General features: G+C 68.1%; 22 protein-coding genes. 16 read left to right on the forward strand and 6 right to left on the reverse strand.

What is annotated here, in order from left to right:
- Positions 1-156: 156 nt before the first annotated feature.
- Both APZ21_RS26215 and APZ21_RS26220 read left to right on the forward strand, forming a co-directional pair.
- Positions 157-1,392, forward strand: coding sequence for a sensor histidine kinase (locus APZ21_RS26215; protein WP_054815943.1), 1,236 nt, complete (start codon positions 157-159; stop codon positions 1,390-1,392).
- A complete protein-coding gene (locus tag APZ21_RS26220; RefSeq protein ID WP_054815944.1) occupies positions 1,389-2,078 on the forward strand; it encodes a response regulator transcription factor in 690 nt (229 codons plus the stop codon). Before APZ21_RS26215 ends, APZ21_RS26220 begins: the two co-directional genes overlap by 4 nt.
- 68 nt (positions 2,079-2,146) lie before the next feature.
- On the opposite strand, the gene APZ21_RS26225 is transcribed toward APZ21_RS26220, so the two are convergent.
- The 5 genes from APZ21_RS26225 to APZ21_RS26245 form a co-directional block, all read right to left on the reverse strand.
- Positions 2,147-2,479 (reverse strand): hypothetical protein, encoded by a 333-nt coding sequence (locus APZ21_RS26225; RefSeq protein ID WP_239476814.1) that lies wholly within the window; start codon positions 2,477-2,479, stop codon positions 2,147-2,149.
- Between the two features lie 106 nt (positions 2,480-2,585).
- Positions 2,586-3,089, reverse strand: coding sequence for a hypothetical protein (locus APZ21_RS26230; protein ID WP_054815945.1), 504 nt, complete (start codon positions 3,087-3,089; stop codon positions 2,586-2,588).
- A gap of 107 nt (positions 3,090-3,196) precedes the next feature.
- Positions 3,197-3,646: a hypothetical protein gene (locus tag APZ21_RS26235; protein ID WP_054815946.1), complete on the reverse strand. Its 450-nt coding sequence runs from the start codon at positions 3,644-3,646 to the stop codon at positions 3,197-3,199.
- Between the two features lie 19 nt (positions 3,647-3,665).
- On the reverse strand, positions 3,666-4,214 hold the full coding sequence (locus tag APZ21_RS35245; protein ID WP_054815947.1) for a hypothetical protein: 549 nt from the start codon (positions 4,212-4,214) through the stop codon (positions 3,666-3,668).
- 203 nt (positions 4,215-4,417) lie between these two features.
- Positions 4,418-5,245 carry a DUF3109 family protein gene (locus tag APZ21_RS26245; protein ID WP_082393469.1) on the reverse strand — a complete coding sequence of 276 codons (828 nt, stop codon included), beginning with the start codon at positions 5,243-5,245 and terminating at the stop codon, positions 4,418-4,420.
- A 118-nt stretch (positions 5,246-5,363) separates the two neighbouring features.
- Here APZ21_RS26245 and APZ21_RS26250 point away from each other — a divergent pair, with 118 nt between their 5' ends.
- The 9 genes from APZ21_RS26250 to APZ21_RS26285 all read left to right on the forward strand — a co-directional run bounded on the left by APZ21_RS26250 (position 5,364) and on the right by APZ21_RS26285 (position 14,033).
- Entirely contained in the window at positions 5,364-6,398 is a 1,035-nt protein-coding gene (locus tag APZ21_RS26250) for a Ppx/GppA family phosphatase (RefSeq protein WP_054815949.1), read from the forward strand.
- The gene (locus APZ21_RS35805; RefSeq protein ID WP_054815950.1) at positions 6,395-8,056 is read left to right on the forward strand and encodes a hypothetical protein; all 1,662 of its coding nucleotides are present in this window, start codon (positions 6,395-6,397) and stop codon (positions 8,054-8,056) included. Before APZ21_RS26250 ends, APZ21_RS35805 begins: the two co-directional genes overlap by 4 nt.
- Before the next feature lie 25 nt (positions 8,057-8,081).
- A complete protein-coding gene (locus tag APZ21_RS26260) occupies positions 8,082-9,029 on the forward strand; it encodes a sugar phosphate isomerase/epimerase family protein (protein WP_082393461.1) in 948 nt (315 codons plus the stop codon).
- Positions 9,030-9,149: 120 nt separating this feature from the next.
- Entirely contained in the window at positions 9,150-10,043 is an 894-nt protein-coding gene (locus tag APZ21_RS26265; RefSeq protein WP_082393470.1) for a thioesterase family protein, read from the forward strand.
- Positions 10,044-10,064: 21 nt separating this feature from the next.
- Positions 10,065-10,895 (forward strand): pyrroline-5-carboxylate reductase, encoded by an 831-nt coding sequence (proC, locus tag APZ21_RS26270; protein ID WP_054815951.1) that lies wholly within the window; start codon positions 10,065-10,067, stop codon positions 10,893-10,895.
- 238 nt (positions 10,896-11,133) lie between these two features.
- Complete coding sequence (locus tag APZ21_RS33345) at positions 11,134-11,418, forward strand: helix-turn-helix domain-containing protein (RefSeq protein ID WP_082393462.1); 285 nt, start codon at positions 11,134-11,136, stop codon at positions 11,416-11,418.
- 198 nt (positions 11,419-11,616) lie between these two features.
- A complete protein-coding gene (locus APZ21_RS33350) occupies positions 11,617-11,718 on the forward strand; it encodes a 30S ribosomal protein bS22 (protein ID WP_003402602.1) in 102 nt (33 codons plus the stop codon).
- Positions 11,719-11,973: 255 nt separating this feature from the next.
- On the forward strand, positions 11,974-13,005 hold the full coding sequence (locus APZ21_RS26280; RefSeq protein ID WP_054815952.1) for an NAD-dependent epimerase/dehydratase family protein: 1,032 nt from the start codon (positions 11,974-11,976) through the stop codon (positions 13,003-13,005).
- On the forward strand, positions 13,002-14,033 hold the full coding sequence (locus tag APZ21_RS26285) for a lysophospholipid acyltransferase family protein (RefSeq protein ID WP_054815953.1): 1,032 nt from the start codon (positions 13,002-13,004) through the stop codon (positions 14,031-14,033). The genes APZ21_RS26280 and APZ21_RS26285 overlap by 4 nt, the downstream gene beginning before the upstream one ends.
- Before the next feature lie 48 nt (positions 14,034-14,081).
- On the opposite strand, the gene APZ21_RS26290 is transcribed toward APZ21_RS26285, so the two are convergent.
- Positions 14,082-15,014 (reverse strand): HAD family hydrolase, encoded by a 933-nt coding sequence (locus APZ21_RS26290; RefSeq protein WP_054816018.1) that lies wholly within the window; start codon positions 15,012-15,014, stop codon positions 14,082-14,084.
- Between the two features lie 207 nt (positions 15,015-15,221).
- Here APZ21_RS26290 and APZ21_RS26295 point away from each other — a divergent pair, with 207 nt between their 5' ends.
- The 5 genes from APZ21_RS26295 to APZ21_RS26315 all read left to right on the forward strand — a co-directional run bounded on the left by APZ21_RS26295 (position 15,222) and on the right by APZ21_RS26315 (position 20,603).
- On the forward strand, positions 15,222-15,482 hold the full coding sequence (locus APZ21_RS26295; RefSeq protein ID WP_054815954.1) for a glutaredoxin family protein: 261 nt from the start codon (positions 15,222-15,224) through the stop codon (positions 15,480-15,482).
- A gap of 255 nt (positions 15,483-15,737) precedes the next feature.
- Positions 15,738-16,580 carry a redox-sensing transcriptional repressor Rex gene (locus tag APZ21_RS26300; protein WP_054815955.1) on the forward strand — a complete coding sequence of 281 codons (843 nt, stop codon included), beginning with the start codon at positions 15,738-15,740 and terminating at the stop codon, positions 16,578-16,580.
- Positions 16,577-18,019 carry a glutamyl-tRNA reductase gene (locus tag APZ21_RS26305; RefSeq protein WP_054815956.1) on the forward strand — a complete coding sequence of 481 codons (1,443 nt, stop codon included), beginning with the start codon at positions 16,577-16,579 and terminating at the stop codon, positions 18,017-18,019. The genes APZ21_RS26300 and APZ21_RS26305 overlap by 4 nt, the downstream gene beginning before the upstream one ends.
- Complete coding sequence (gene hemC, locus APZ21_RS26310; RefSeq protein ID WP_054815957.1) at positions 18,016-19,041, forward strand: hydroxymethylbilane synthase; 1,026 nt, start codon at positions 18,016-18,018, stop codon at positions 19,039-19,041. The genes APZ21_RS26305 and hemC overlap by 4 nt, the downstream gene beginning before the upstream one ends.
- Positions 19,038-20,603, forward strand: coding sequence for a bifunctional uroporphyrinogen-III C-methyltransferase/uroporphyrinogen-III synthase (locus APZ21_RS26315; protein ID WP_054815958.1), 1,566 nt, complete (start codon positions 19,038-19,040; stop codon positions 20,601-20,603). The genes hemC and APZ21_RS26315 overlap by 4 nt, the downstream gene beginning before the upstream one ends.
- Position 20,604 lies beyond the last annotated feature (1 nt).

The following is a 20,604-nucleotide window of genomic DNA, read 5'->3' on the forward strand; positions in this document are numbered from 1 at the left end:
GGATGCACCGGGGTGAAGCGGTGCGGAACTCGGCCCGCCGCGGCATGCCAAACAGTTCGTAAACGACCGGCTAACAAGCCGCGAAGGCCCTGTGACCTGCGCGAAACTTCCTGCACCCACCGTTGGGTAGTCGGTAGGCGACCGTACGATTCAGGAGTGAGTGTTCCGCAGGCCGTGATGTTGGCAGTCCTCGCGGCTGTCGTCGGCCTGGCAGTCGGCGGGCTACTGATCCCGTATGTCAATGCCCGTCAGGCCGCCCGTCGACAGGCCGAGTCCGGTCTCACCATGTCCCAGGTTCTCGACCTCATCGTGCTCGCCTCCGAGAGCGGCATCGCGGTCGTCGACGAATACCGCGATGTCCTGCTCGTCAATCCCCGCGCCGAGGAGTTGGGCCTGGTCCGCAATCGGCTGCTCGACGAGCGGGCGTGGGCCGCGGTGGAGAAGGTGCTCGCGACCGCCGAGTCGGCCGAATTCGACCTCACGGCGAAGAACCCGCTACCGGGTCGAAGTCGGATCGCGGTGCGCGGTGTGGCCCGCCCGCTGTCGCCGGAGGAGACCACTTTCACGGTGCTGTTCGCCGACGACGATTCCGAACAGGCGCGCATGGAGGCCACCCGCCGGGATTTCGTCGCCAATGTCAGCCACGAACTCAAGACGCCCGTCGGCGCCATGAGTCTGTTGGCGGAAGCGCTGCTGGAATCGGCCGAGGATCCCGACGCCGTGCGCCACTTCGGCAACCGGGTGCTCGACGAATCCCGCAGGCTCGGCAAGATGGTCACCGAGTTGATCGCGCTGTCGCGATTGCAGGGCGCGGAGAAACTGCCCGAACTCGAGGTGGTCGACGTGGACACCGTCGTGATGCAGGCCGTCGACCGGTCCCGCACCGCGGCGGAGGCGGCGGGCATCACCGTCAGCACCGACCGGCCCAGCGGACTCGAGGTGCTCGGTGACGAGACCCTGCTGGTCACCGCCCTGTCGAACCTGGTGGAGAACGCGATCGCGTACTCGCCCGCCGGATCGCACGTCTCGGTGAGCCGGTCGCTGCGTGGGGATCACGTGGCGATGGCGGTCACCGACCGTGGCATCGGTATCGCCAAGGAGGATCAGGAGCGGGTGTTCGAACGTTTCTTCCGTTCGGACAAGGCTCGTTCGCGCTCCACCGGTGGTACCGGGCTCGGGCTGGCTATCGTCAAACATGTCGCGGCCAACCACAACGGTGAGATCACCCTGTGGAGCAAGCTCGGCACCGGATCGACGTTCACCCTGCGAATACCCGCGCACCGCGAGACCGACGGAGAAGAGGAATCCGACGGCGTCGTGGTGAGCATGAGAGAAATCAGCCCGCGTCCTTCGGGCGTGGGCAGACCAAACGGTGTGGAGGCACGCAGATGACGAGTGTTCTGATCGTCGAGGATGAGGAGTCGCTGGCCGATCCGCTCGCGTTCCTGCTGCGCAAGGAAGGCTTCGAGGTCACCGTCGTCGGCGACGGCCCCTCCGCGCTGGCCGAATTCGACCGCTCCGGCGCGGATATCGTGCTGCTCGATCTCATGCTGCCCGGTATGAGCGGCACCGACGTGTGCAAGCAGCTGCGCACCCGCAGCGGCGTGCCGGTCATCATGGTGACCGCGCGCGATAGCGAGATCGACAAGGTGGTCGGCCTGGAACTGGGCGCTGACGACTATGTCACCAAGCCGTATTCGGCGCGCGAGCTCATCGCCCGCATCCGCGCCGTGCTGCGCCGCGGCGCGGGCGACGAGATCGACGGCACCAGCGAGAGCGGTGTCCTAGAGGCGGGTCCGGTGCGCATGGACGTCGACCGGCACACCGTGCTGGTCAACGGCAAGCCGGTGACCCTGCCGCTCAAGGAATTCGACCTGCTCGAATACCTGCTGCGCAATTCGGGTCGGGTGCTGACCCGCGGTCAGCTCATCGACCGGGTCTGGGGCGCGGACTACGTCGGCGACACCAAGACCCTCGACGTCCACGTCAAGCGGCTGCGCTCGAAGATCGAGGCCGATCCCGCCAAGCCGGAGCATCTGGTCACGGTGCGTGGCCTCGGGTACAAGCTGGAGGCCTGAGCGAGTGCACGAAAAGGGCCGCGTCCGTTGATCGGTACGCGGCCCTCGGTGGTCTGCGGCGGGTCGCCTTACGGCAGGTAGGTCCAGGTCGGGCCGACGCCGGGGACGTCGATGACGCGCAGGCTGATCCATCCCAGGTCGTCCTCTTGCATGCAGTCGTAGATCGGCACGTCGGCGCCGTTGCCACGGCAGGCGATGGTGCGGCCGACGCCGTAGGGGCTCATGATCACGTTCTTGCCCTCCGCCTTGGCGTTGACGGCGCCCGGGTCGGTGGCGGGTACGAAGGTCGAGGTCCAGTCCGCGAACTTGGCGGGATCGCCGTTCGGCTCGGCGTGCGCGACACCGGTCAGGGCAAAGGTGGAACCGAGAACAATAGCTGCGATCGTCAAAGCTTTCTTCATGGTGGTGCATCCAACCCGAAGTGAGTGAAGTTCGCATGGCGGGCAGGTGACCAGCCGGATTCGCTCGGAGTTGGCCGAGCCGGCCACCTGCCCGGCGACCGGCGGGTCAGCTGCCGGTGAGCACGCCGCCGAAGAGTTGTCCGAGCAGCTTGCCGAGCACCGCCGCGAGCACGGTCGCCGCGCTCCCGGTGCTCACGCTGCCGGAGTTCGCGCTGCCGCTGCCCGCGCTGCCGGAACTCGCGCTGCCGGAGCCGGTCTGACCCGGTTTCGTGACGTCGACCACGGTTGTCTTGGTGCTGCCGCCCTGTTCGACGGTGATGATGTGCTGACCTGCCGTACTCGGCTTCCAGCTGATGGACGCGTGACCGGGCGGCCAGGGCACCTGCGGTGCGCCGATGAATTCGCCGTTGTCGCTGAAGTAGACCAGCAGGCCCGCGGACGCCCCGCTGAGCTGCGCTTCGATGGTGTAGGTGGACCCGACGACGTAACCGGTGCCCGAGACGGTCACGCTGTCGACGGCGGCGGAGGCCGACGGAGCCGCGAGCACCGTGACCGCCGTCGCCGCGGCGAATACCGTGAGTCCGAGGCCGGACCCGCGCGATCTGTTCATATGTTCTCCCCGTTGCCGTTCCGCCGGAGTGGCGGGTACAGCAAAATGAAATGATACTGCTTCAGATTTTCGGCGGAGTGTTTCCGCGAGGAAACGCCCGGACCGGGCTAGCTGCTGCCGAACAGTCCGCTCGGCAGCTTTCCGGCGCTGCCGGTGCCGCCCGGGGTGCCCGGATCGGTGCCGCCACCCGGATCGGTGGGCTCGGACGGATCGACGACGTTCACGATCACCGTCTTGGTGCTGCCACCCTGCGCCGCGGTGATGATGTGCTGCCCCTTGGTGGTCGGGGTCCAGTTGATCGTGGATACGCCCACCGGCCAGGGCACCTTGGGGCCGGTGATGTTCTCGCCGTTGTCGCTCCAGTAGACGAGCAGGCCGATGCTCGCGCCGCTGAGCTGCGCGGTCAGCGTGTACTCGGTATTGATGAGGTGGGTCGTCCCCGACACTGTCACCGAATCGACGGTCGCGTGCGCGCTGGGCGCGAGCAGAACCGTGGCGGCGGCCATGGCGGCGACGCCGGTGAGTCCCGCCTCGAGCCTGCGGATGATGGTGCTCATTCGCGTCTCCTTTCGCGGCTCAGCCGCCGAAACTGCCGGTATTCGGCTTGGGGGGCGTGGTCGTGACCGGAGGCTCGGTGGTGGTGGTGGTGGTCGTCGTCGGTGGCGGCGTCGTTGTGGTGGTGGTGGGCGGCGGTGTCGTCGTAGTCGGTGGCGGCGTGGTGGTGGTCGGTGGCGGGGTGGTCGTGGTGGGTGGCGGCGTGGAAGTGCTCGCGACGTTCACGATCAGTGATTTGGTGCTGCTGCCCTGTGACGCGGTGATGACGTGCTGGCCCGAGGTCTTCGGTGTCCAGTCGACCGAGGATTCGCCCACCGGCCAGGGCACCTTGGGTCCGGTGATCGCCTCGCCGTTGTCGTTCCAGTAGACGAGCAGGCCGAACGAGGCGCCGCTGAGCTCGGCGCGCAGCGTATAGGTGTTGTTCACCGTGTGCTCGGTGCCCGAGACGGTGATCGAGTCGACGGTGGCGTGTGCCGGCGCGGCGAGGATGGCGACGGCGGTGACGGTGGTCAGGCCGGCCACGCCCGCGGCGATGCGGCGTCCGGTGAACCAGGGTGTGGTGGTCTTCATGGGTTTGCTCCTGTGCTGCCCACGGTGTGTGGGTTCTCGCACAGTAAGGGAAGGAATATGTGAAATGTGATCATTTCGCAAAACTGGACAAGCGACCGATAAGGTGAGGGTTCGCTGGTCACCGGGTGCGGGGAGGAATGCGCGAATGTTGCGGGGCGGCAGTGACCGGTGATCGGTTGTGCGCCGCCCTTGTGAAGGTGCGGTCAGGCCGGCGTCGCCTCGGATTGTGCTTGCTCCGCGTTTCGCAGCGCGTGCACCGTCGCGGGATGTACGGCGACCAGACCGAGACCCTCGCGACGCTTGCAGATGCGCGCCAACTCCGCGTACGCGGGTTCGCCGATGAGTTCGGTCAGTTCGGGGGCGTAGGACTGCCACACCGGCCGCGCGCCCACATGGGCGTCGGGGGATCCGGAGCAGTACCAATCCAGATCCAGACCGCCCGGACCCCAGCCGCGCCGGTCGTATTCGGTGATCGCGGTGCGCAGGATCTGCACCCCGTCGGGACGGTCCACCCACTCCTGGGTGCGACGGATCGGCAACTGCCAGCAGACATCCGGTTTCACGGTGTGCGGCAGCAGGCCGCGGCGCAGCGCCATCGTGTGCAGCGAGCAGCCGACTCCGCCCGCGAAACCGGGCCGGTTCAGGAAAATGCAGGCGCCCTCGAAACGTCGGGTGCGCAACGCGGGTTCGTCCTCGAGCTCGTCGAGCTCCAGATAGCCCTTGCGGGTGATCCTGCCCCTGGCGTCGGCGGCCTCGTCCATGAGCTGCCAGTCCGCGCGCGTGAGCATTTTCACAGCATCCTTCAGGCGATCCCTGTCGTCCTTGTCGGACAGGAAAGCGCCGTGCGAACAGCAGCCATCGTCGGGACGGTCGGAGAGGATGCCCTGGCAGGCGGGTGTGCCGAAGACGCAGGTCCATCGCGAAAGCAGCCAGGTGAGGTCGGCGGCTATCAGATGCTCGTCATTTGCTGGGTCGACGAACTCGATCCACTCGCGCGGGAAGTCCAGATCGACTTCAGCGCTCGGTTCGATCTTCCCCGCTGGTCCGGGTCGGGTCGGGCTCTTGGTGTCGCCGCGTTCCGTCACACTTCGAGACGCTAACAGTTCGGTCGCCTGGCCTGTAGTCGAGGCGGACCCGTACCGTATTCATGTGCGCCTTGGGGTACTCGACGTCGGAAGCAATACCGTCCACCTATTGGTGGTGGACGCTCACCGGGGTGGTCACCCCATGCCCATGAGCTCGACGAAGGCGACCTTACGGCTGTCGGAGAACATGGACGACGCGGGGCGGATCACCGTCGAGGGCGCCGAACGGCTCATCGCCACGGTCGCCGAATTCGCCAGTATCGCCGAGACGTCCCAATGCGTCGAGCTGATGGCCTTCGCCACCTCGGCCGTGCGCGAGGCGACCAACTCCGAGCAGGTGCTCGGCAGGGTGCGCGCCGAGACCGGCGTTGACCTGCGGGTGCTGTCGGGTGTCGACGAAGCCCGGCTGACCTTCCTCGCGGTGCGCCGCTGGTACGGCTGGAGCGCGGGCCGCATGCTCAACCTCGATATCGGCGGCGGCTCGCTCGAGATGACCAACGGCGGCGACGAGGAACCCGATGTCGCGCTGTCGCTGCAACTCGGCGCGGGTCGGCTCACCAGGGACTGGCTGCGCGAGGACCCGCCGGGTAAGCGCCGGGTCGCCGTGCTGCGCGACTGGCTCGACGCGGAGTTGGTGCTGCCCGCCAAACAGCTGGTCGCGGTTGGTCGACCCGACTTGGCCGTTGGCACATCCAAGACATTTCGATCGCTGGCCAGACTGACCGGAGCCGCACCCTCTGCCGCCGGACCACGGGTTCGTCGTACACTCACGAGCTCAGGCCTGCGGCAGCTCATCGCTTTCATCTCCAGGATGACCGCCGCGGACCGGGCAGAATTGGAAGGCGTGAGTTCCGACCGGTCGCAGCAACTGGTGGCCGGAGCATTGATCGCGGAGGCGAGTATGCGGGCACTGTCGCTGGATACCCTCGAGATTTGTCCGTGGGCGCTGCGCGAGGGCCTCATCCTGCGCAAACTGGATACCGATATGAACGGCGGACCGAGAGCACTGCGCCTACCCGGGGCGGCCACCGATGGTGGCGGCCCGAAGCCGGGTGGTGATCCAGGGCTATCGGGCCCGATCGAAACGGTGTCGTCATGAGTGGTGAAGATTCCAAGCAGTTGTCGGTCGCGGAGCTGCTGGCCCGCAACGGGGCACAGGCCGCGGGCCAATCCGGCGGCGGCAGGCGCCGTCGGGGCGGGCGCGGCATCTCCGTCGCCGAACTGACCGGCGACTTACCGGTCATTCGCGAGGGCGGCAGCCATTCCGCGCACGCGGCGCCGGAAGCCGAGCCGCCCGCACCGCCCGCCTACGAACCCCCGGCTCCCGAGCCGCCGAGCTACCAGCCGTCGTGGACGCCGTCCGCCCACGAGTCGCCCGGCCCGGATCTGTCGCGGTTCGGCGCACAGGAGCCGGACCCGGCGCCCTACTCGGCCCCGATCGCCGAACCCGAACAGCCGACCTACTCGCCGATGTCGGGCCCGATCACCCGTTACGACCCCCTCTCGGGCTACTCGCCGTCGGTGCAGGCCCCGCGCTCAGATCCGCTCGGCCATTCGGGTCGCGTGATGCCCGGTCGCGAAATGCCGGGTCCGAGTTCGCGCCACAGCGCGCCCGAGGATCCGCTCGCCGCGCCCGATCCATACGGCGCGCCCGCCACCGCCTTCACCCCGGACCCCGCGCCGGTCGCCGATCCGCCGTCACGGCGCAGCGGCCGCAGGCGCAAGCACGAAGCCGACGAGTCCGCGACCGAGATCTACAAACTCGACGAGATCGGCCCGGCTGAACCGCCGCGTCCCGGCCGTGCACCGCGCAACGGTGTGGCGGGCGGGGGTCCGTCGCGTACGGGTCGGGCCGCACGCCGTCGGGCGGCCGAACAGGACGAGGCGGGGCAAGCCACCGCCGCTTGGGGGCCGCCACCGAACGGTTTCGCGCCTGATGCGGGTTTCGCGCCGGATGCCGATTTCGGGCCGGAGGCACCGCCCGTCCCGCCACGGCGTCCGATGCCCGAACCGCCGGACGCGGGTCCGCGCCGTGGTCCGCGTCGCGACGGTCCCGTGCGCGACAACGGCGCACTGCCCGCGTGGTCGGCCCGAAGGCATAAGCCGGCCCCCGCGCCGATGCCCGAGACCCCGGAGGAATCCGGGGGCATCTCGACCGCGGCGTGGTCGCTGGCAGGCCAGGATCAGCAACTCGTGTCCGGCTCGACGGTCGCGGGCGATCTGCTGCGTGACGGCGTCGCGCGGGCCGAGCGCGGTAGGCGCGGCCGGTCCGCGCCCGAGTCGGTGGATCAGCCCGCCGCTGACGAGAGCTTCACCGACTATTACGAACCGTTCCCGCCCGACGGTGACATGCTCGACGGTGACATGCTCGACGACGAGCGCGATCTCGACGACGAGTACGAGCACGCGGGGCCGGGGAAGCCTTCGCGCGGTGCGAAACTCGGTCGGGCCGCGGCGCGCCGCGCGCGGACCGCGCGCGGCGACGACCACGACGCCAACCGGCGGCAATGGCTGATTCTCGGCGGTCAGAGCGCGGGCGCGGCCATCGCGGGCATGCTGCTGTTCAAAGGTTTCGAGAGCATGTGGGAGATGCTGCCGTGGGTGGCGCTGGCCCTTGCGATGATCGTGATCCTGGGGTTGGTCGCACTGGTGCGCATCCTGCGACGCACCGATGACATCCTGAGCACCGTGATCGCCGTTGTCGTCGGTATCTTCGTGACCTTGGGGCCGTTGGCCTTCCTGCTCAGTACGAACTGAACGGCGGGATGCCGGGAACAGCGTGATGTCGGCTGACGACGGGAAGGCGAGGCAGATTCGGACCGAGAGTACGGGCCGTGGTTCCGGCGCGGGCGAGCGCGGAATCCTCATCGGGCTGTCCACGGCGTCGGTGTATCCGCAGAACACCGAGGCGGCGTTCCGGTACGCGGCCGACCTCGGTTACGACGGCGTGGAATTGATGGTGTGGGCCGAGCCCGCCAGTCAGAGCCTCGAGACCGTGCAGGGCTATGCCCGTAGTTACGACGTGCCGGTGCTCGCGGTGCACGCGCCGTGTCTGTTGATCTCCCAACGGGTCTGGGGCGCGGATCCGATCGTCAAGCTCGAGCGGAGCGTGCGCACCGCCGAGGCGCTCGGCGCGAGCTGTGTCGTGGTGCATCCGCCGTTCCGCTGGCAGCGGCGCTACGCGCAGGGTTTCGCCGAGCAGGTGGCCGAACTCGAGGAACGCGGTTCGGTGATCGTGGCGGTGGAGAACATGTTCCCGATGCGGGCGGATTCGCTGTTCGGCCGCAAGGCGGGTTCGGTCCGACGGCTGGAACGTCGCGGCGGTCCCGGTCCGGGTGTGACCGCCTTCAGCCCTTCCTACGATCCGACCGACACCGGATTCCGCCACTACACATTGGATCTGTCGCATACCGCGACCGCGGGCGCCGATCCGTTGGTGCTTGCCGCGCGTATGGGCGGCGGGCTGGCGCATCTGCATCTGGCCGACGGCCGCGGCGCGGCGCACGACGAGCATCTGGTGCCCGGCACGGGCACCCAGCCGTGCGTCGAGGTCTGCGAGTTGTTGGTGCGCAGTGGTTTCTCCGGTCACGCGGTGGCCGAGATCAATACCCAGAACGCGCGCACCACCGCCGATCGCGCGGCCATGCTCTACCGCACATTGAGCTTCGCGCGTGAACATCTCAACGGCCTGGCTCCCGCGGCCGCGCGGGCCGACGTCACCCACCTGTGACCGGTGCACCGCGGTCTCCGGTGGGTCGGAACCTTCGTTGTACGCTGTACGAACCCCGCGTGCCTGCGACCGCCCTCGGCGCCGAGCGACAGCGCGGGCCGCTGGAGCACAGGAGTGACGATGACGACACAGCCGATCGCCGAGGTGGCGACCGCGACAGATGCCCCGTTCAGCCGGGTGTGCGCGCTGACCGAACTCACCGCGACCGCATCCGACACCGGCCGCTACGCCGGCGTCATCGATGACATCTGGACCATCGGCAAGAAGGTGCACGGCGGCACCATGGTGGCCGCAAGCGCCGCGGCGGCCACGACCTGGCTGCGCACCCACGATTCGATCCCCGCGGATATGGCCCCCATCGCCGCCAGTTCGGACTTCCTCGGCGCACCCGAATCCGGCGAGGTCGAATACGAGGTGCGGGTGCGCAAGATCGGACGCCAGATCTGCCTCGCGGACGCGACCCTGATCCAGGGCGGTCGCGATCTGGTGCGCACCGCCTTCACCTTCAGCAGGCTCGACGACGCCGATCCGGTCTACACCCATCCCGCGGTCGACATGCCGGTGGAACCGCCCGCCGACGCGATCGGTTACGGGGACGGTTCGGTCATGGCCAGGATCGTGCACGTCGGCCGGGGCGCGGATCTGTTCCTCGATCGCGAGTGGTCGCCGTTCCTCGACGGTCGCCGCGGCGAGCCGCGGCTGCGGTTGTGGATGCGCCCGCGCACCGGCGATCAGGCCGATGCCGAGGTCGCCACGTACTTCGCCATGATGTCGGCCGATATGAGCCCGCCGGTCCCGATGAACCTCGGCCACTTCGGCTGGGCGCCCACCGTGCAGATGACGACCTATCTGCGCCGCAGGCCCGCACCCGGCTGGCTGCGCATCGTCGCGACCACCCGTGAGGTCGGCAATCGCATGTTCGACGAGGACCAGCTCGTCATCGACGCCACCGGCGCGGTGGTGGCGCAGAGTCGTCAACTGGCACTGGTCCCGGTGCGTCACCCCGATTCCTGAGGGGCCGTCTAGCCTGTTCCCATGACGAGAATTGCGGTGATCGGTGGCGGTCGCATCGGGGAGGCGTTGATCGCCGGGTTGCTCGAGTCGGGCCGAGCGAGCAAGGCTCTGGTCGTCGTGGAGACGCACACCGATCGCGCCGAACTGATCGCGAGCCGATTCGGCGTGCGGGTGACCGATTCGGTGGAGGACGCGGCGGTCGGGGCGGATCTGCTGGTGATCGCCGTCAAACCCGTCGACGTGGATACCGTGTTGACCCAGCTCGGCAAGGCCGAACTCAACGGCGGCGATCGCGATCAGGTGCTGGTGTCGCTGGCGGCGGGGGTGCCGACGGCCCGGCTCGAGGCCAAGCTACCCGCGGGCTTCCCCGTGGTGCGGGTGATGCCGAATACTCCGATGTTGGTCGGCCAGGGCATGAGCGTGCTCGCCCCGGGTCGCTACGCGCGCCCCGAACAGCTGGCCCTGGTGACCGAGGTGCTCGAGGCGGTCGGCAAGGTCACCACCGTGGCCGAATCCCAGATGGATGCCGTGACGGCGCTGTCGGGATCGGGCCCGGCGTACTTCTTCCTGGTGGTGGAGGCGATGGTCGACGCGGGCGTCGGACTCGGACTCTCGCGCGAGGTTGCCAACCAGCTGGTGGTGCAGACCATGATCGGCTCGGCCGCGCTGCTCGACGATTCGGGTCAGACCGCGGTCGAACTGCGTGCCGCGGTCACCTCTCCGGCTGGCACGACCGCGGCAGCGTTGCGCGAACTCGAGCGCGGCGGTGTCCGTTCGGCCTTCCTGGAGGCCCTGCACGCCGCCAAACAGCGATCGGCGGACCAGGGCGCCGACGGGGGCGCGTTGGGCTGAACCCATCCGAGACCCGGTCGTGATCGACAGCGGCGTGGTGGCAGCGCATCATGGAGAACAACGCAAATCGAACACAGCGCGTCCGCACGGTGACTCGCCGATGCCAAGCAAGCGACGCTGATTTCTCACACCCGTCGCAATAATCCCACTGGCAACGCTAAGCTTCAAGGAGCACGTGCGTGTCTGTTCCGCCGGTGGGGAAGCCGGCGGCGCGGACGTGCCGGAGGTCAATGGTGCAATGATGTCTTCTAACAAGATGTCTGCGAGCAGTTCGGGGTCGTCCCCCGGTTCGTCGGGTCCTTCGGGCGGTCGGACGAGTTCCGGGCAGCAGCCCGTACTCGGCGGCGGTACCCAGTTCCTGACGGTCGCCGAAGTGGCGAATCTGATGCGAGTCTCGAAAATGACGGTCTATCGGCTGGTGCACTCGGGTGAATTGCCCGCGGTGCGGGTCGGACGCTCGTTCCGGGTGCATGCCAAAGCGGTGCACGAGTACCTGGAGACGTCCTACTTCGACGCCGGATAGATCGGGGTCGGGCCTCGACGAGGGTCGCGAAAGTGCCGTCGTCGGACACGGTAGGATGGCCCCTTGGTTCGTGTCCGTCTGTCGGCGGCACCGCATTGTGGTGTCCGGTGCCAGTTGGCGGCGCGGACACCGAGAACAGCGTGCGTCCCAGAGCGTGCGCGCCCGACCAGCCGAGTAGAGAGAACGCGAGGAAACCCTATGGGTTCTGTGATCAAGAAGCGTCGCAAGCGCATGTCGAAGAAGAAGCACCGTAAACTGCTTCGCCGTACACGTGTGCAGCGGCGCAAACTCGGCAAGTAAGCCGCGCGCTCGCAAGATCTCGAAGATGAGGCCCGTCACCGCTCGGTGACGGGCCTCACCTTTTGAAACAACAGGATTTGAAATATTGCCATGTATCAGGTGACTGAAGTCATCGTTAGAACCTGGTTAATACCATCGGCGTCGCGGTTGGCAGCGGTTACTCTGGGTACCGCCAGGAATGGAAAGAGGGCCTCGTAGGTGGGATCCGGTGCGGTGGGATCTGAGGTAAGAGACGGGAACACACCCAGGGTGGTGATGGTGACCGGTGCCAGCCGATTCTTCGGCGGCAATACGGTGTCTCGGCTTGCGCAGGATCAGGGCATCGAGCGGATCATCGCCGTCGACACCATCACCCCGAGTCGTGAGTTGCAGCGTCGCATGGGGCGCGCGGAATTCGTGCGCGCCGATATTCGTAATCCGTTGATCCGTAAAGTGATCAGTGGAAACGAGGTGGATACGGTGGTGCACGCCGCCATATTGTCGCGCCCGCCCGCGGGTGGCGGCCGGGCGGTGATGAAGGACCTCAACGTATTGGGCGCGATGCAATTGTTCGCGGTCTGTCAGAAGTCGCCGTCGGTGCGCCGGGTGGTTGTTCGTTCCACCTCGGCTGTTTACGGATGCAGTCCAAAGGACCCCGCCAAATTCACCGAGGAAATGAGCGCGCGAACCCCACCGCACGGTTGGTTCGCTCGCGACATGATCGAAATCGAAGGTTTCGTTCGCGGTCTGGCGCGCCGTCGTCCCGATATCGCCGCCTCGATTCTGCGTTTCGCGCCGATTGTCGGCCCGCGTCTGGCGGGCCACGGCGTGCAGTACCTGCGGTCTCCGGTGACGCCGACCGTATGCGGGCGAAATGCCCGGATGCAGCTGTTGCACGAGGAGGATGCCGTGGCCGCCATGGCGCATGCCGCGCGCATGGCCCCCGGCGGCACCTACAATGTTGCCGGAGACGGTGTGATGACATTGTCACAAGCGGTACGGAGGGCAGGCCGCCTCGAGTTGCCGGTTCCGTTCGTCCTGTTCCGCAGTGCGGGACGGGCGCTCATGGGCCCGGTGATGCGCGAGTTCACCGACGAACAGCTCGACTATTTCCATTTCGGTTGTGGCCTGGACACCACACGGATGCGAACCGAACTCCGGTTCGCGCCACGCTGGACCACGGTACAGGCGTTCGATGACTTCATCGGGGGCGCAGCGTTGCGGCCCGTCTTCGATCCGGCGTGGATCGATGCCGCAGAGAAAAAACTGCTCGGCCTGCTGAAGGCCGGTACGGGAGCACATTCATGAACCACGTAGCGAAAGTGATTCATCTGTACGACCAGAGTGTGGAGTCGCGCCAGCGCGGCGCTGTCCGCCGCAGGCCCGAGCCCGTCGGTCAGAGCCATAGCGCCCCCGGCGGCGTGACCTCACTGACCGACCGGCTCGCCGCGGCCGAACCCCCGGCCCCGCGTTCGGTCTCGGATCTGGTGCGCGGTGCGCTCGGCAAGCAGATAACCAAGACCGCGGAATTCGCGCGGCGCCGGCTGACCGGCGATTATCAGGTCGATGAATTCGGTTTGGACGAGCATCTGCTCGAATCGGTCATCCTCCCCGCCCTGCGACCGATGTCGGATATGTGGTTCCGCGTGCAGGTCAGCGGAATGGAGAACATTCCCGAGGTGGGTGGCGCGCTGATCGTCGCCAATCACGCGGGTACCGTCCCCCTCGACGGGCTCATGCTCCAGCTGGCCGTCCACGACCATCACGCCAAACAGCGCGCCCTGCGCCTTTTGGCGGCGGACCTGATCTTCGAGATGCCCGTCCTCGGCGCCTTGGCCCGCAAAGCCGGGCACACCCTGGCCTGCCGCGAGGACGCCGAACGCCTGCTGCGCGCGGGCGAGCTGACCGGCGTCTTCCCCGAGGGCTTCAAGGGCGTCGGAAAGAACTACTCCGACCGCTACAAGCTCCAGCGCTTCGGTCGCGGCGGTTTCGTGGCGGCGGCGGTCCGCACCGGTGTGCCCATCATCCCGTGCTCGATCGTCGGTTCGGAAGAGATCTACCCGAAACTGGCTGACATCAAGCCGCTGGCCCGCCTGCTCGGGCTGCCGTATTTCCCGGTGACCCCCACATTCCCGCATCTCGGCCCGCTCGGCGCCATCCCGTTGCCCTCCAAGTGGTACATCGAATTCGGCGCACCCATATCCACCACGGCCTACGAGCCCGAAGCCGCCGACGACCCGATGACCATGTTCGAGGTCACCGATCAGGTCCGCGAGACCATCCAACAGACCCTTTACAAACTCCTCACCAAACGCCGCAACGTCTTCACCGGCTGAGGCCCATCCGAACGGGGCATCCGGGGTGAATCGCCCCGGGTACCGGGTCTACCGCTCCCGCCGTCGCGTGACGGCCGCGGCCACGGCCCCACCGGCCGCCCCCAACGCCAACGCCGTCGGCACCCCGATCTTCGCCGCCTTGCGTCCGGTACGGAAATCCCGGATCTCCCACCCGCGATTCTTGGCGACCTCCCGCAGATCCGAATCCGGGTTGATGGCCACCGCCGTGCCGACCAACGACAGCATCGGCACGTCGTTGTGGCTGTCGGAGTAGGCGGTGCACCGCTTGAGGTTCAACCCTTCCCGGATGGCCAGCGTCCGCACCGCGTGCGCCTTGCCGAGCCCGTGCAGAATGTCGCCGACCAGCAGACCGGTGAATTTCCCGTCCACACTCTCGGCGACCGTGCCAAGCGCACCCGTGAGCCCGAGTCGTTTCGCGATGACCTGTGCGAGTTCGACGGGTGTCGCGGTGACCAGCCACACCTGCTGTCCGGCGTCCAGGTGCATCTGCGCCAACGCCCGCGTCCCGGGCCAGATCTTGTCGGCGATGATCTCGTCGTAGATCTCCTCGCCGAGCGCGGCCAGTTCGGCGGTGGAGCGCCCGGCGATGAAGGCGAGCGCCTTCTCCCGCCCGGCCTGCATATCGGTGCTGCTCTCCTTGCCGGTGACCCGGAATTTGACCTGTTTCCATGCCACGTCGACCAGATCGGAGGTCTTGAAGTATTTCCGTGCGGCCAAGCCGCGGGCGAAGTGCACGATGGACGCGCCCTGCACCATGGTGTTGTCGACGTCGAAGAAGGCGGCGGCGGTGAGGTCGCGCAGGACTTCGGGGCCGAAGTTGTCGGGTTCGCCCGCGGCGAGTTCGGCGTCGTGCAGTGACAGCGCGGCGTCCGCGCTTGCCTCGCCCGCGAGGTTGGCGCGCACTTCCTCTTCGCTCGGGCCGAAGGGGCTGCGGGAGATTCGGGCGAGCTGGTCTTGCAGGCTCTGGCCGAGTCTGCCTTGATTCCATCGGACCGGAAACTCGCCGAAGCGTCCCGCGATGAATCCCGCCCTCTCGACCTTCGATCGTTCCGGCACCAGTACCTCCGCCCGTCGCGCGAACTAGTCCACACTAGCTGGCCGCGATGACAGTTTCGCCTAGGACCGGGGGTACCGGATCGGCGGCGGCGAGGGATTTAATTACCGGTCATGACCAATCCCACACATTCTGTGACGTTGCTGACGAGATCGGGCTGCGGGCTGTGTGCGATCGCGCTGGAACAGCTGCGCGCGATCTGCGGCGATTTCGGTATCGAGCCGGATACCGTCGATGTCGACGAGGTGGCCGGGACCGACCCTGGCCTGCGCGCGGAGTTCGGTGACAGGTTGCCTGTGGTGCTGCTCGACGGCCGCGAACACAGCTATTTCGATGTCGACGAACCCCGTTTGCGTGCCGATTTGCGTCGGTGAGCAAAAGCTGCTCGCGCCCGATTCGTCGCACCGCTGGTCGCGGCGGAAAATGAGGCCGATTTCACCGACTTTGTGAAGGGGTGCACAAGCGGTTACGGTGGTGGCACGCGACCCGCATGCCGAGGCTGCGGGAGCGCACTTGAAATCCGAACCTTCGACCATGGCACCGGACCGCGCGGCACATCGCGTCCCCCCGGGTCACAGGTCCAGCGACGAACCGGATGACGAGCAAATCCGGGACGAGGAGCCGACGACGTGACAGAGCAGCATGAGACGCCCGATGGCGTCTCCGGCAGGGCTCTGCAAAAGGCGGTGTCCGGTAAGGATATTCCGCAGGCCACCGTCGCGAGACTGGCCACCTACCTCCGGGTGCTGACCATGCTGGCCGACGAAGGTGTGCTCATCGTATCGAGTGAGGAACTGGCTGTCGCGGCGGGTGTCAATTCGGCGAAGCTGCGCAAGGATCTGTCCTTCCTCGGCCCCAACGGCGTCCGGGGCGTCGGCTATGACGTGGTCAAGTTGCGCACCAGGATCGAGGACGTGCTCGGACTGTCCGGGGGACATCGCGTGGTGCTCGTTGGGGCGGGCAATCTGGGCCGCGCCCTGGTCGGCTACGGCGGATTCAAGCGCCGTGGCTTCACCGTCGTCGGCATCTTCGACAACGACGAATCGGTGATCGGGCGCACCGTCGCCGGACTCTCGGTTCGCGATGTCCGGGTGCTGCACGAGGCGGTGCTCGCGCTGAAGCCGACCATCGCGGTCGTCACAGTGCCCGACGAGGCCGCCCAGGAGGTCTGCGATCGACTGGTCGCGGCCGGTGTGCAGTCGATACTGAGCTTCGCGCCGAGCGTGCTCATCGCGCCGCCGACGGTCGAGATCCGCCGGGTCGATCTCGCCGTGGAGATGCAGATGCTCTCCTTCGAACGCACCCGCAACGCGGAATCGGAGCCGCTGGCCGAGGTCGCCTCGGCCGTTTCGGGTCGGATCGCCCGCCGCGTTCCGAATCCGCCCCCTTCGCTCAAGCATTCGGCGGCGCATCAGACGACCGCGCATCAGGCAACGGAGCCAAGCAGCAAAGGTTCGGTGGTAACACCATGAGCGTTCTTCTCGTCGGGATCTCGCATCGAAGCGCGCCCGTCTCGATTCTGGAGAAGGTGGCGATCACCGACGCCGACCGGCCGAAGTTGATCGATCGGATGCTGGCCTCCAGTCACGTGTCGGAGGCCATGATCGTCTCGACCTGCAACCGGGTCGAGGTGTACGCGGTGGTCGACGCATTCCACGGCGGCCTCGCCGAGGTCGGTGAACTGCTCACCAGGCATTCCGGGCTGCCGCTGCCCGATCTGACCAAACACGCCTACGTCCGCTACAGCGAGGCGGCGGCCGAGCATCTGTTCGCGGTGGCCTCCGGGCTGGATTCGATGGTGGTCGGCGAGCAGCAGGTGCTCAGCCAGATTCGCGCCGCCTACGCCTCCGCCGACGCTCAGCAGGCGGTCGGGCGGACCTTGCACGAGTTGGCCCAGCACGCGCTGCGGGTCGGCAAGCGGGTGCACGCGGAGACCGGCATCGATCGGGCGGGCGCGTCGGTGGTGTCGGTGGCGCTGGACAAGGCCAAGTCGGTGCTCGGCGGGATCGCCGCGGAGCCGGAGGAGTCCGCGCTGGTCGGACGGACCGCGGTGGTCGTCGGCGCGGGCGCGATGGGCGGGCTGGCGGTCGCGCATCTCGGTCGCGCGGGCATCGGTCGCGTCATCGTCGTCAACCGCACCATCGAGCGGGCCCGACGGCTCGCCGAGACCGCGGGCAACTACGGGGCGGAGTCCTCGGCGCTGGACCTGAGCGGGCTGACCGAGGCGATGGTCGCCGCGGATGTCGTGATCACCTGCACCGGCGCGGTCGGCGCGGTGGTGACCCTGGCCGATACCCACCGAGCGCTCGCCGATCGCGAGCGCGTCGACTTCGGCTCGCACGAGCGGCCGCTGGTCTTCTGCGACCTCGGTCTGCCGCGCGATGTCGAACACGCGGTGGCCGGACTACCCGGTGTCACGGTGATCGATATCGAGACCCTGCAACATGATCCGGCCGCGGGCGCGGCGGCCGCGGATACCGCCGCGGCGCGCACCATCGTGGCCGACGAACTCGCCAGATACCTGGCGGGGCAGCGCATGGCGGAGGTCACCCCGACGGTGGCGGCGCTGCGTCAGCGCGCGGCCGAGGTCGTCGAAGCCGAACTGCTGCGGCTGGATTCGCGGCTGCCGAGTCTGGCCGACCCGGAGCGCGACGAGGTGGCGCGCACGGTGCGCCGGGTGGTCGACAAACTTCTGCACGCGCCGACGGTGCGGGTCAAGCAGTTGGCCTCGACGCCGGGCGGCGATTCCTACGCCGAGGCGCTGCGCGAACTGTTCGAGCTCAAACCCGGTGCGGCGCAAGCGGTTGCCGCCCCGATGGAGATCAGCGCGATCGCCGGTGACCCGGCCGCCGCGCTGGCCGACGACTTCACCACCGGCCACACCACCCCGGAACAGGGGAATCCCCGATGACGATCGCGCAGGAAGAGGGCAACGTGACAGGCGCACCGACTCGCCGCACCTGGCGAATCGGCACCCGCGGCAGTCTGCTGGCACGCACCCAGTCGGGCACCGTCCGCGACGCGCTGATCGCCGCTGGGCATGCGGCCGAACTGGTCATCGTGCAGACACCGGGCGATCAGTCGTCCGAGCCGGTCCAGCAGATCGGCGTCGGCGTGTTCACCTCGGCCCTGCGCGCGGAACTCGCGGCCGGAACGATCGATATCGCGGTGCACTCCTACAAGGATCTGCCGACCGCGCCCGACGACCGCTTCACCGTCGCGGCCGTGCCGCCGCGCGAGGATCCGCGCGACGCCCTGGTGGCGCGCGAGGGCATGGTCCTGGGCGAGTTGCCGGCCGGATCCCGGGTCGGCACCTCCGCGCCGCGCCGGGTCGCGCAGTTGCTCGCTCTCGGTCTGGGTCTGGAGATCGTGCCGTTACGCGGCAATCTCGACACCAGACTCGCCGCCGTGCGCGACGGTGACCTGGACGCCGTGCTGGTCGCGCGGGCGGGCCTGGCCCGGATCGGCAGACTGGACGCGGTCACCGAGGCCATGGAACCGGTGCAGATGCTGCCCGCGCCCGCGCAGGGCGCGCTGGCCGTGGAGACCCGCGCCGGTGATGCGGAGCTGATCGATATTCTCGCTTCGCTCGACGATGCCGCGACGAGGGCATCGGTCACCGCCGAGCGTGTTCTGCTCGCCGAACTGGAGGCCGGATGTACGGCTCCGGTCGGTGCGCTGGCCGAGGTCGTCGAATCGCTCGACGACGACGGCAGGATCGTCGATGAGCTCTCGCTGCGCGGCTGCGCGGCCGCCGTCGACGGATCCGAGGTGCTGCGCGCCTCGGTGGTCGGTTCGCCGCGGGACGCGGCCGAACTCGGCCGGGCACTGGCCCGCGAACTGGTGGAACTCGGCGCCCGCGAGCTTCTCACCGAGGCGACCGCGCCCGCCACAGACTTCACCCATCCCAGCCCAATGGAGAACAGCCGATGAGCAGCCGAGCTACGAAGAAGCACCCAGGTCGGATCCTTTTCGTCGGGTCGGGTCCCGGTGACCCGGCGTTGCTCACCGTGCGGGCGCGCGAGGTGCTCGGACGTGCCACCCTGGCCTTCACCGACCCGGATGTGGACAAGGGTGTGCTCGCCTTGATCGGCACCGCGGTCGAGGAGAACGAGAACGGCACCCGGCCGGTCGACGTGCGTCCCGCGCTCGGTGAACCGGCCGAGGTGGCCAAGACGCTGATCGCCGAGGCGCGCGCGGGGCACGACGTGGTCCGCGTTGTCGCCGGTGATCCGCTCACCACCGACGCGGTCATCAACGAGGTCAATACCGTGACCCGTTCGCACATGGTCTTCGAGGTGCTGCCCGGTCTGCCCGGCGGCTCCGCGGTGCCGAGTTACGCCGGGATCGCGCTCGGGTCCGGTCACACCGAGGCGGACGTCCGCGGCGAGGTGGACTGGGCCGCGCTCGCCGCCGCTCCCGGTCCGTTGGTGCTGCACGCCACCTCGGGACATCTGGCGGAGACCGCCAGCGCGCTCGTCGAACACGGTATGGCGCCGCAGACCCCGGTCGCGGTGACCGTGCGCGGCACCACCCGCCAGCAGCGCACCATCGAGGCCACCCTGGCCACGCTCAACAGCGCCGCGTCGGAGCTGGTCGGCCCGTTGGTGGTGACCATCGGCAAGGTGGTCGCGGCGCGGTCGAAGATGTCGTGGTGGGAGTCGCGCGCGCTGTACGGCTGGACCGTGCTGGTGCCGCGCACCAAGGATCAGGCCGCGGAGATGAGCGAACGGCTCGTCACCCACGGCGCCATCCCCATGGAGGTGCCGACCATCGCCGTGGAGCCGCCGCGCAGTCCGGCGCAGATGGAGCGCGCGGTCAAGGGTCTGGTGGACGGCCGCTACCAATGGGTGGTGTTCACCTCGACCAACGCGGTCCGCGCGGTGTGGGAGAAGTTCGCCGAATTCGGTTTGGACGCACGCGCTTTCTCCGGTGTGAAGATCGCCTGCGTGGGCGAGGCCACGGCGGAGAGGGTGCGTTCCTTCGGCATAAATCCCGAGCTGGTGCCGAGTGGGGAGCAGTCCTCGGAGGGGCTGCTCGCCGACTTCCCGCCCTACGACGATGTTTTCGATCCGGTGAACCGGGTGCTGCTGCCGCGCGCCGATATCGCCACCGAGACGCTCGCCGAGGGGCTGCGCGATCGCGGCTGGGAAATCGATGACGTCACGGCCTACCGCACGGTGCGCGCCTCGCCGCCGCCCGCGGAGACCCGCGAGATGATCAAGACCGGCGGATTCGACGCGGTCCTGTTCACCTCGTCCTCCACGGTCCGCAATCTGGTCGGCATCGCGGGCAAGCCGCACGCGCGCACGATCGTGGCCTGCATCGGTCCGAAGACGGCGGAGACGGCCATCGAATTCGGTCTGCGCGTTGACGTGCAGCCGGAGGTGGCCCAGGTGGGCCCTCTGGTGGAGGCCCTGGCCGAACATGCCGCCCGCCTGCGCGCCGAGGGTCTGCTGCCGCCGCCGCGCAAGAAGAGCCGCCGCAGCCGCTGAT

It is taken from the genome of Nocardia arizonensis, from assembly GCF_001310275.1.
In the GTDB taxonomy this organism is placed as follows: domain Bacteria; phylum Actinomycetota; class Actinomycetes; order Mycobacteriales; family Mycobacteriaceae; genus Nocardia; species Nocardia arizonensis.

Bases quoted from the DNA above. Each gene is read 5' to 3' on its own strand.
- APZ21_RS26220 (WP_054815944.1), top strand. From the start codon at position 1,389: ATGACGAGTGTTCTGATCGTCGAGGATGAGGAGTCGCTGGCCGATCCG.
- APZ21_RS26225 (WP_239476814.1), bottom strand. From the start codon at position 2,479: ATGAAGAAAGCTTTGACGATCGCAGCTATTGTTCTCGGTTCCACCTTT.
- APZ21_RS26230 (WP_054815945.1), bottom strand. From the start codon at position 3,089: ATGAACAGATCGCGCGGGTCCGGCCTCGGACTCACGGTATTCGCCGCG.
- APZ21_RS26235 (WP_054815946.1), bottom strand. From the start codon at position 3,646: ATGAGCACCATCATCCGCAGGCTCGAGGCGGGACTCACCGGCGTCGCC.
- APZ21_RS35245 (WP_054815947.1), bottom strand. From the start codon at position 4,214: ATGAAGACCACCACACCCTGGTTCACCGGACGCCGCATCGCCGCGGGC.
- APZ21_RS35805 (WP_054815950.1), top strand. From the start codon at position 6,395: ATGAGTGGTGAAGATTCCAAGCAGTTGTCGGTCGCGGAGCTGCTGGCC.
- APZ21_RS26260 (WP_082393461.1), top strand. From the start codon at position 8,082: ATGTCGGCTGACGACGGGAAGGCGAGGCAGATTCGGACCGAGAGTACG.
- APZ21_RS26265 (WP_082393470.1), top strand. From the start codon at position 9,150: ATGACGACACAGCCGATCGCCGAGGTGGCGACCGCGACAGATGCCCCG.
- proC (WP_054815951.1), top strand. From the start codon at position 10,065: ATGACGAGAATTGCGGTGATCGGTGGCGGTCGCATCGGGGAGGCGTTG.
- APZ21_RS33345 (WP_082393462.1), top strand. From the start codon at position 11,134: ATGATGTCTTCTAACAAGATGTCTGCGAGCAGTTCGGGGTCGTCCCCC.
- APZ21_RS33350 (WP_003402602.1), top strand. From the start codon at position 11,617: ATGGGTTCTGTGATCAAGAAGCGTCGCAAGCGCATGTCGAAGAAGAAG.
- APZ21_RS26280 (WP_054815952.1), top strand. From the start codon at position 11,974: ATGGTGACCGGTGCCAGCCGATTCTTCGGCGGCAATACGGTGTCTCGG.
- APZ21_RS26285 (WP_054815953.1), top strand. From the start codon at position 13,002: ATGAACCACGTAGCGAAAGTGATTCATCTGTACGACCAGAGTGTGGAG.
- APZ21_RS26295 (WP_054815954.1), top strand. From the start codon at position 15,222: ATGACCAATCCCACACATTCTGTGACGTTGCTGACGAGATCGGGCTGC.
- APZ21_RS26305 (WP_054815956.1), top strand. From the start codon at position 16,577: ATGAGCGTTCTTCTCGTCGGGATCTCGCATCGAAGCGCGCCCGTCTCG.
- hemC (WP_054815957.1), top strand. From the start codon at position 18,016: ATGACGATCGCGCAGGAAGAGGGCAACGTGACAGGCGCACCGACTCGC.
- APZ21_RS26315 (WP_054815958.1), top strand. From the start codon at position 19,038: ATGAGCAGCCGAGCTACGAAGAAGCACCCAGGTCGGATCCTTTTCGTC.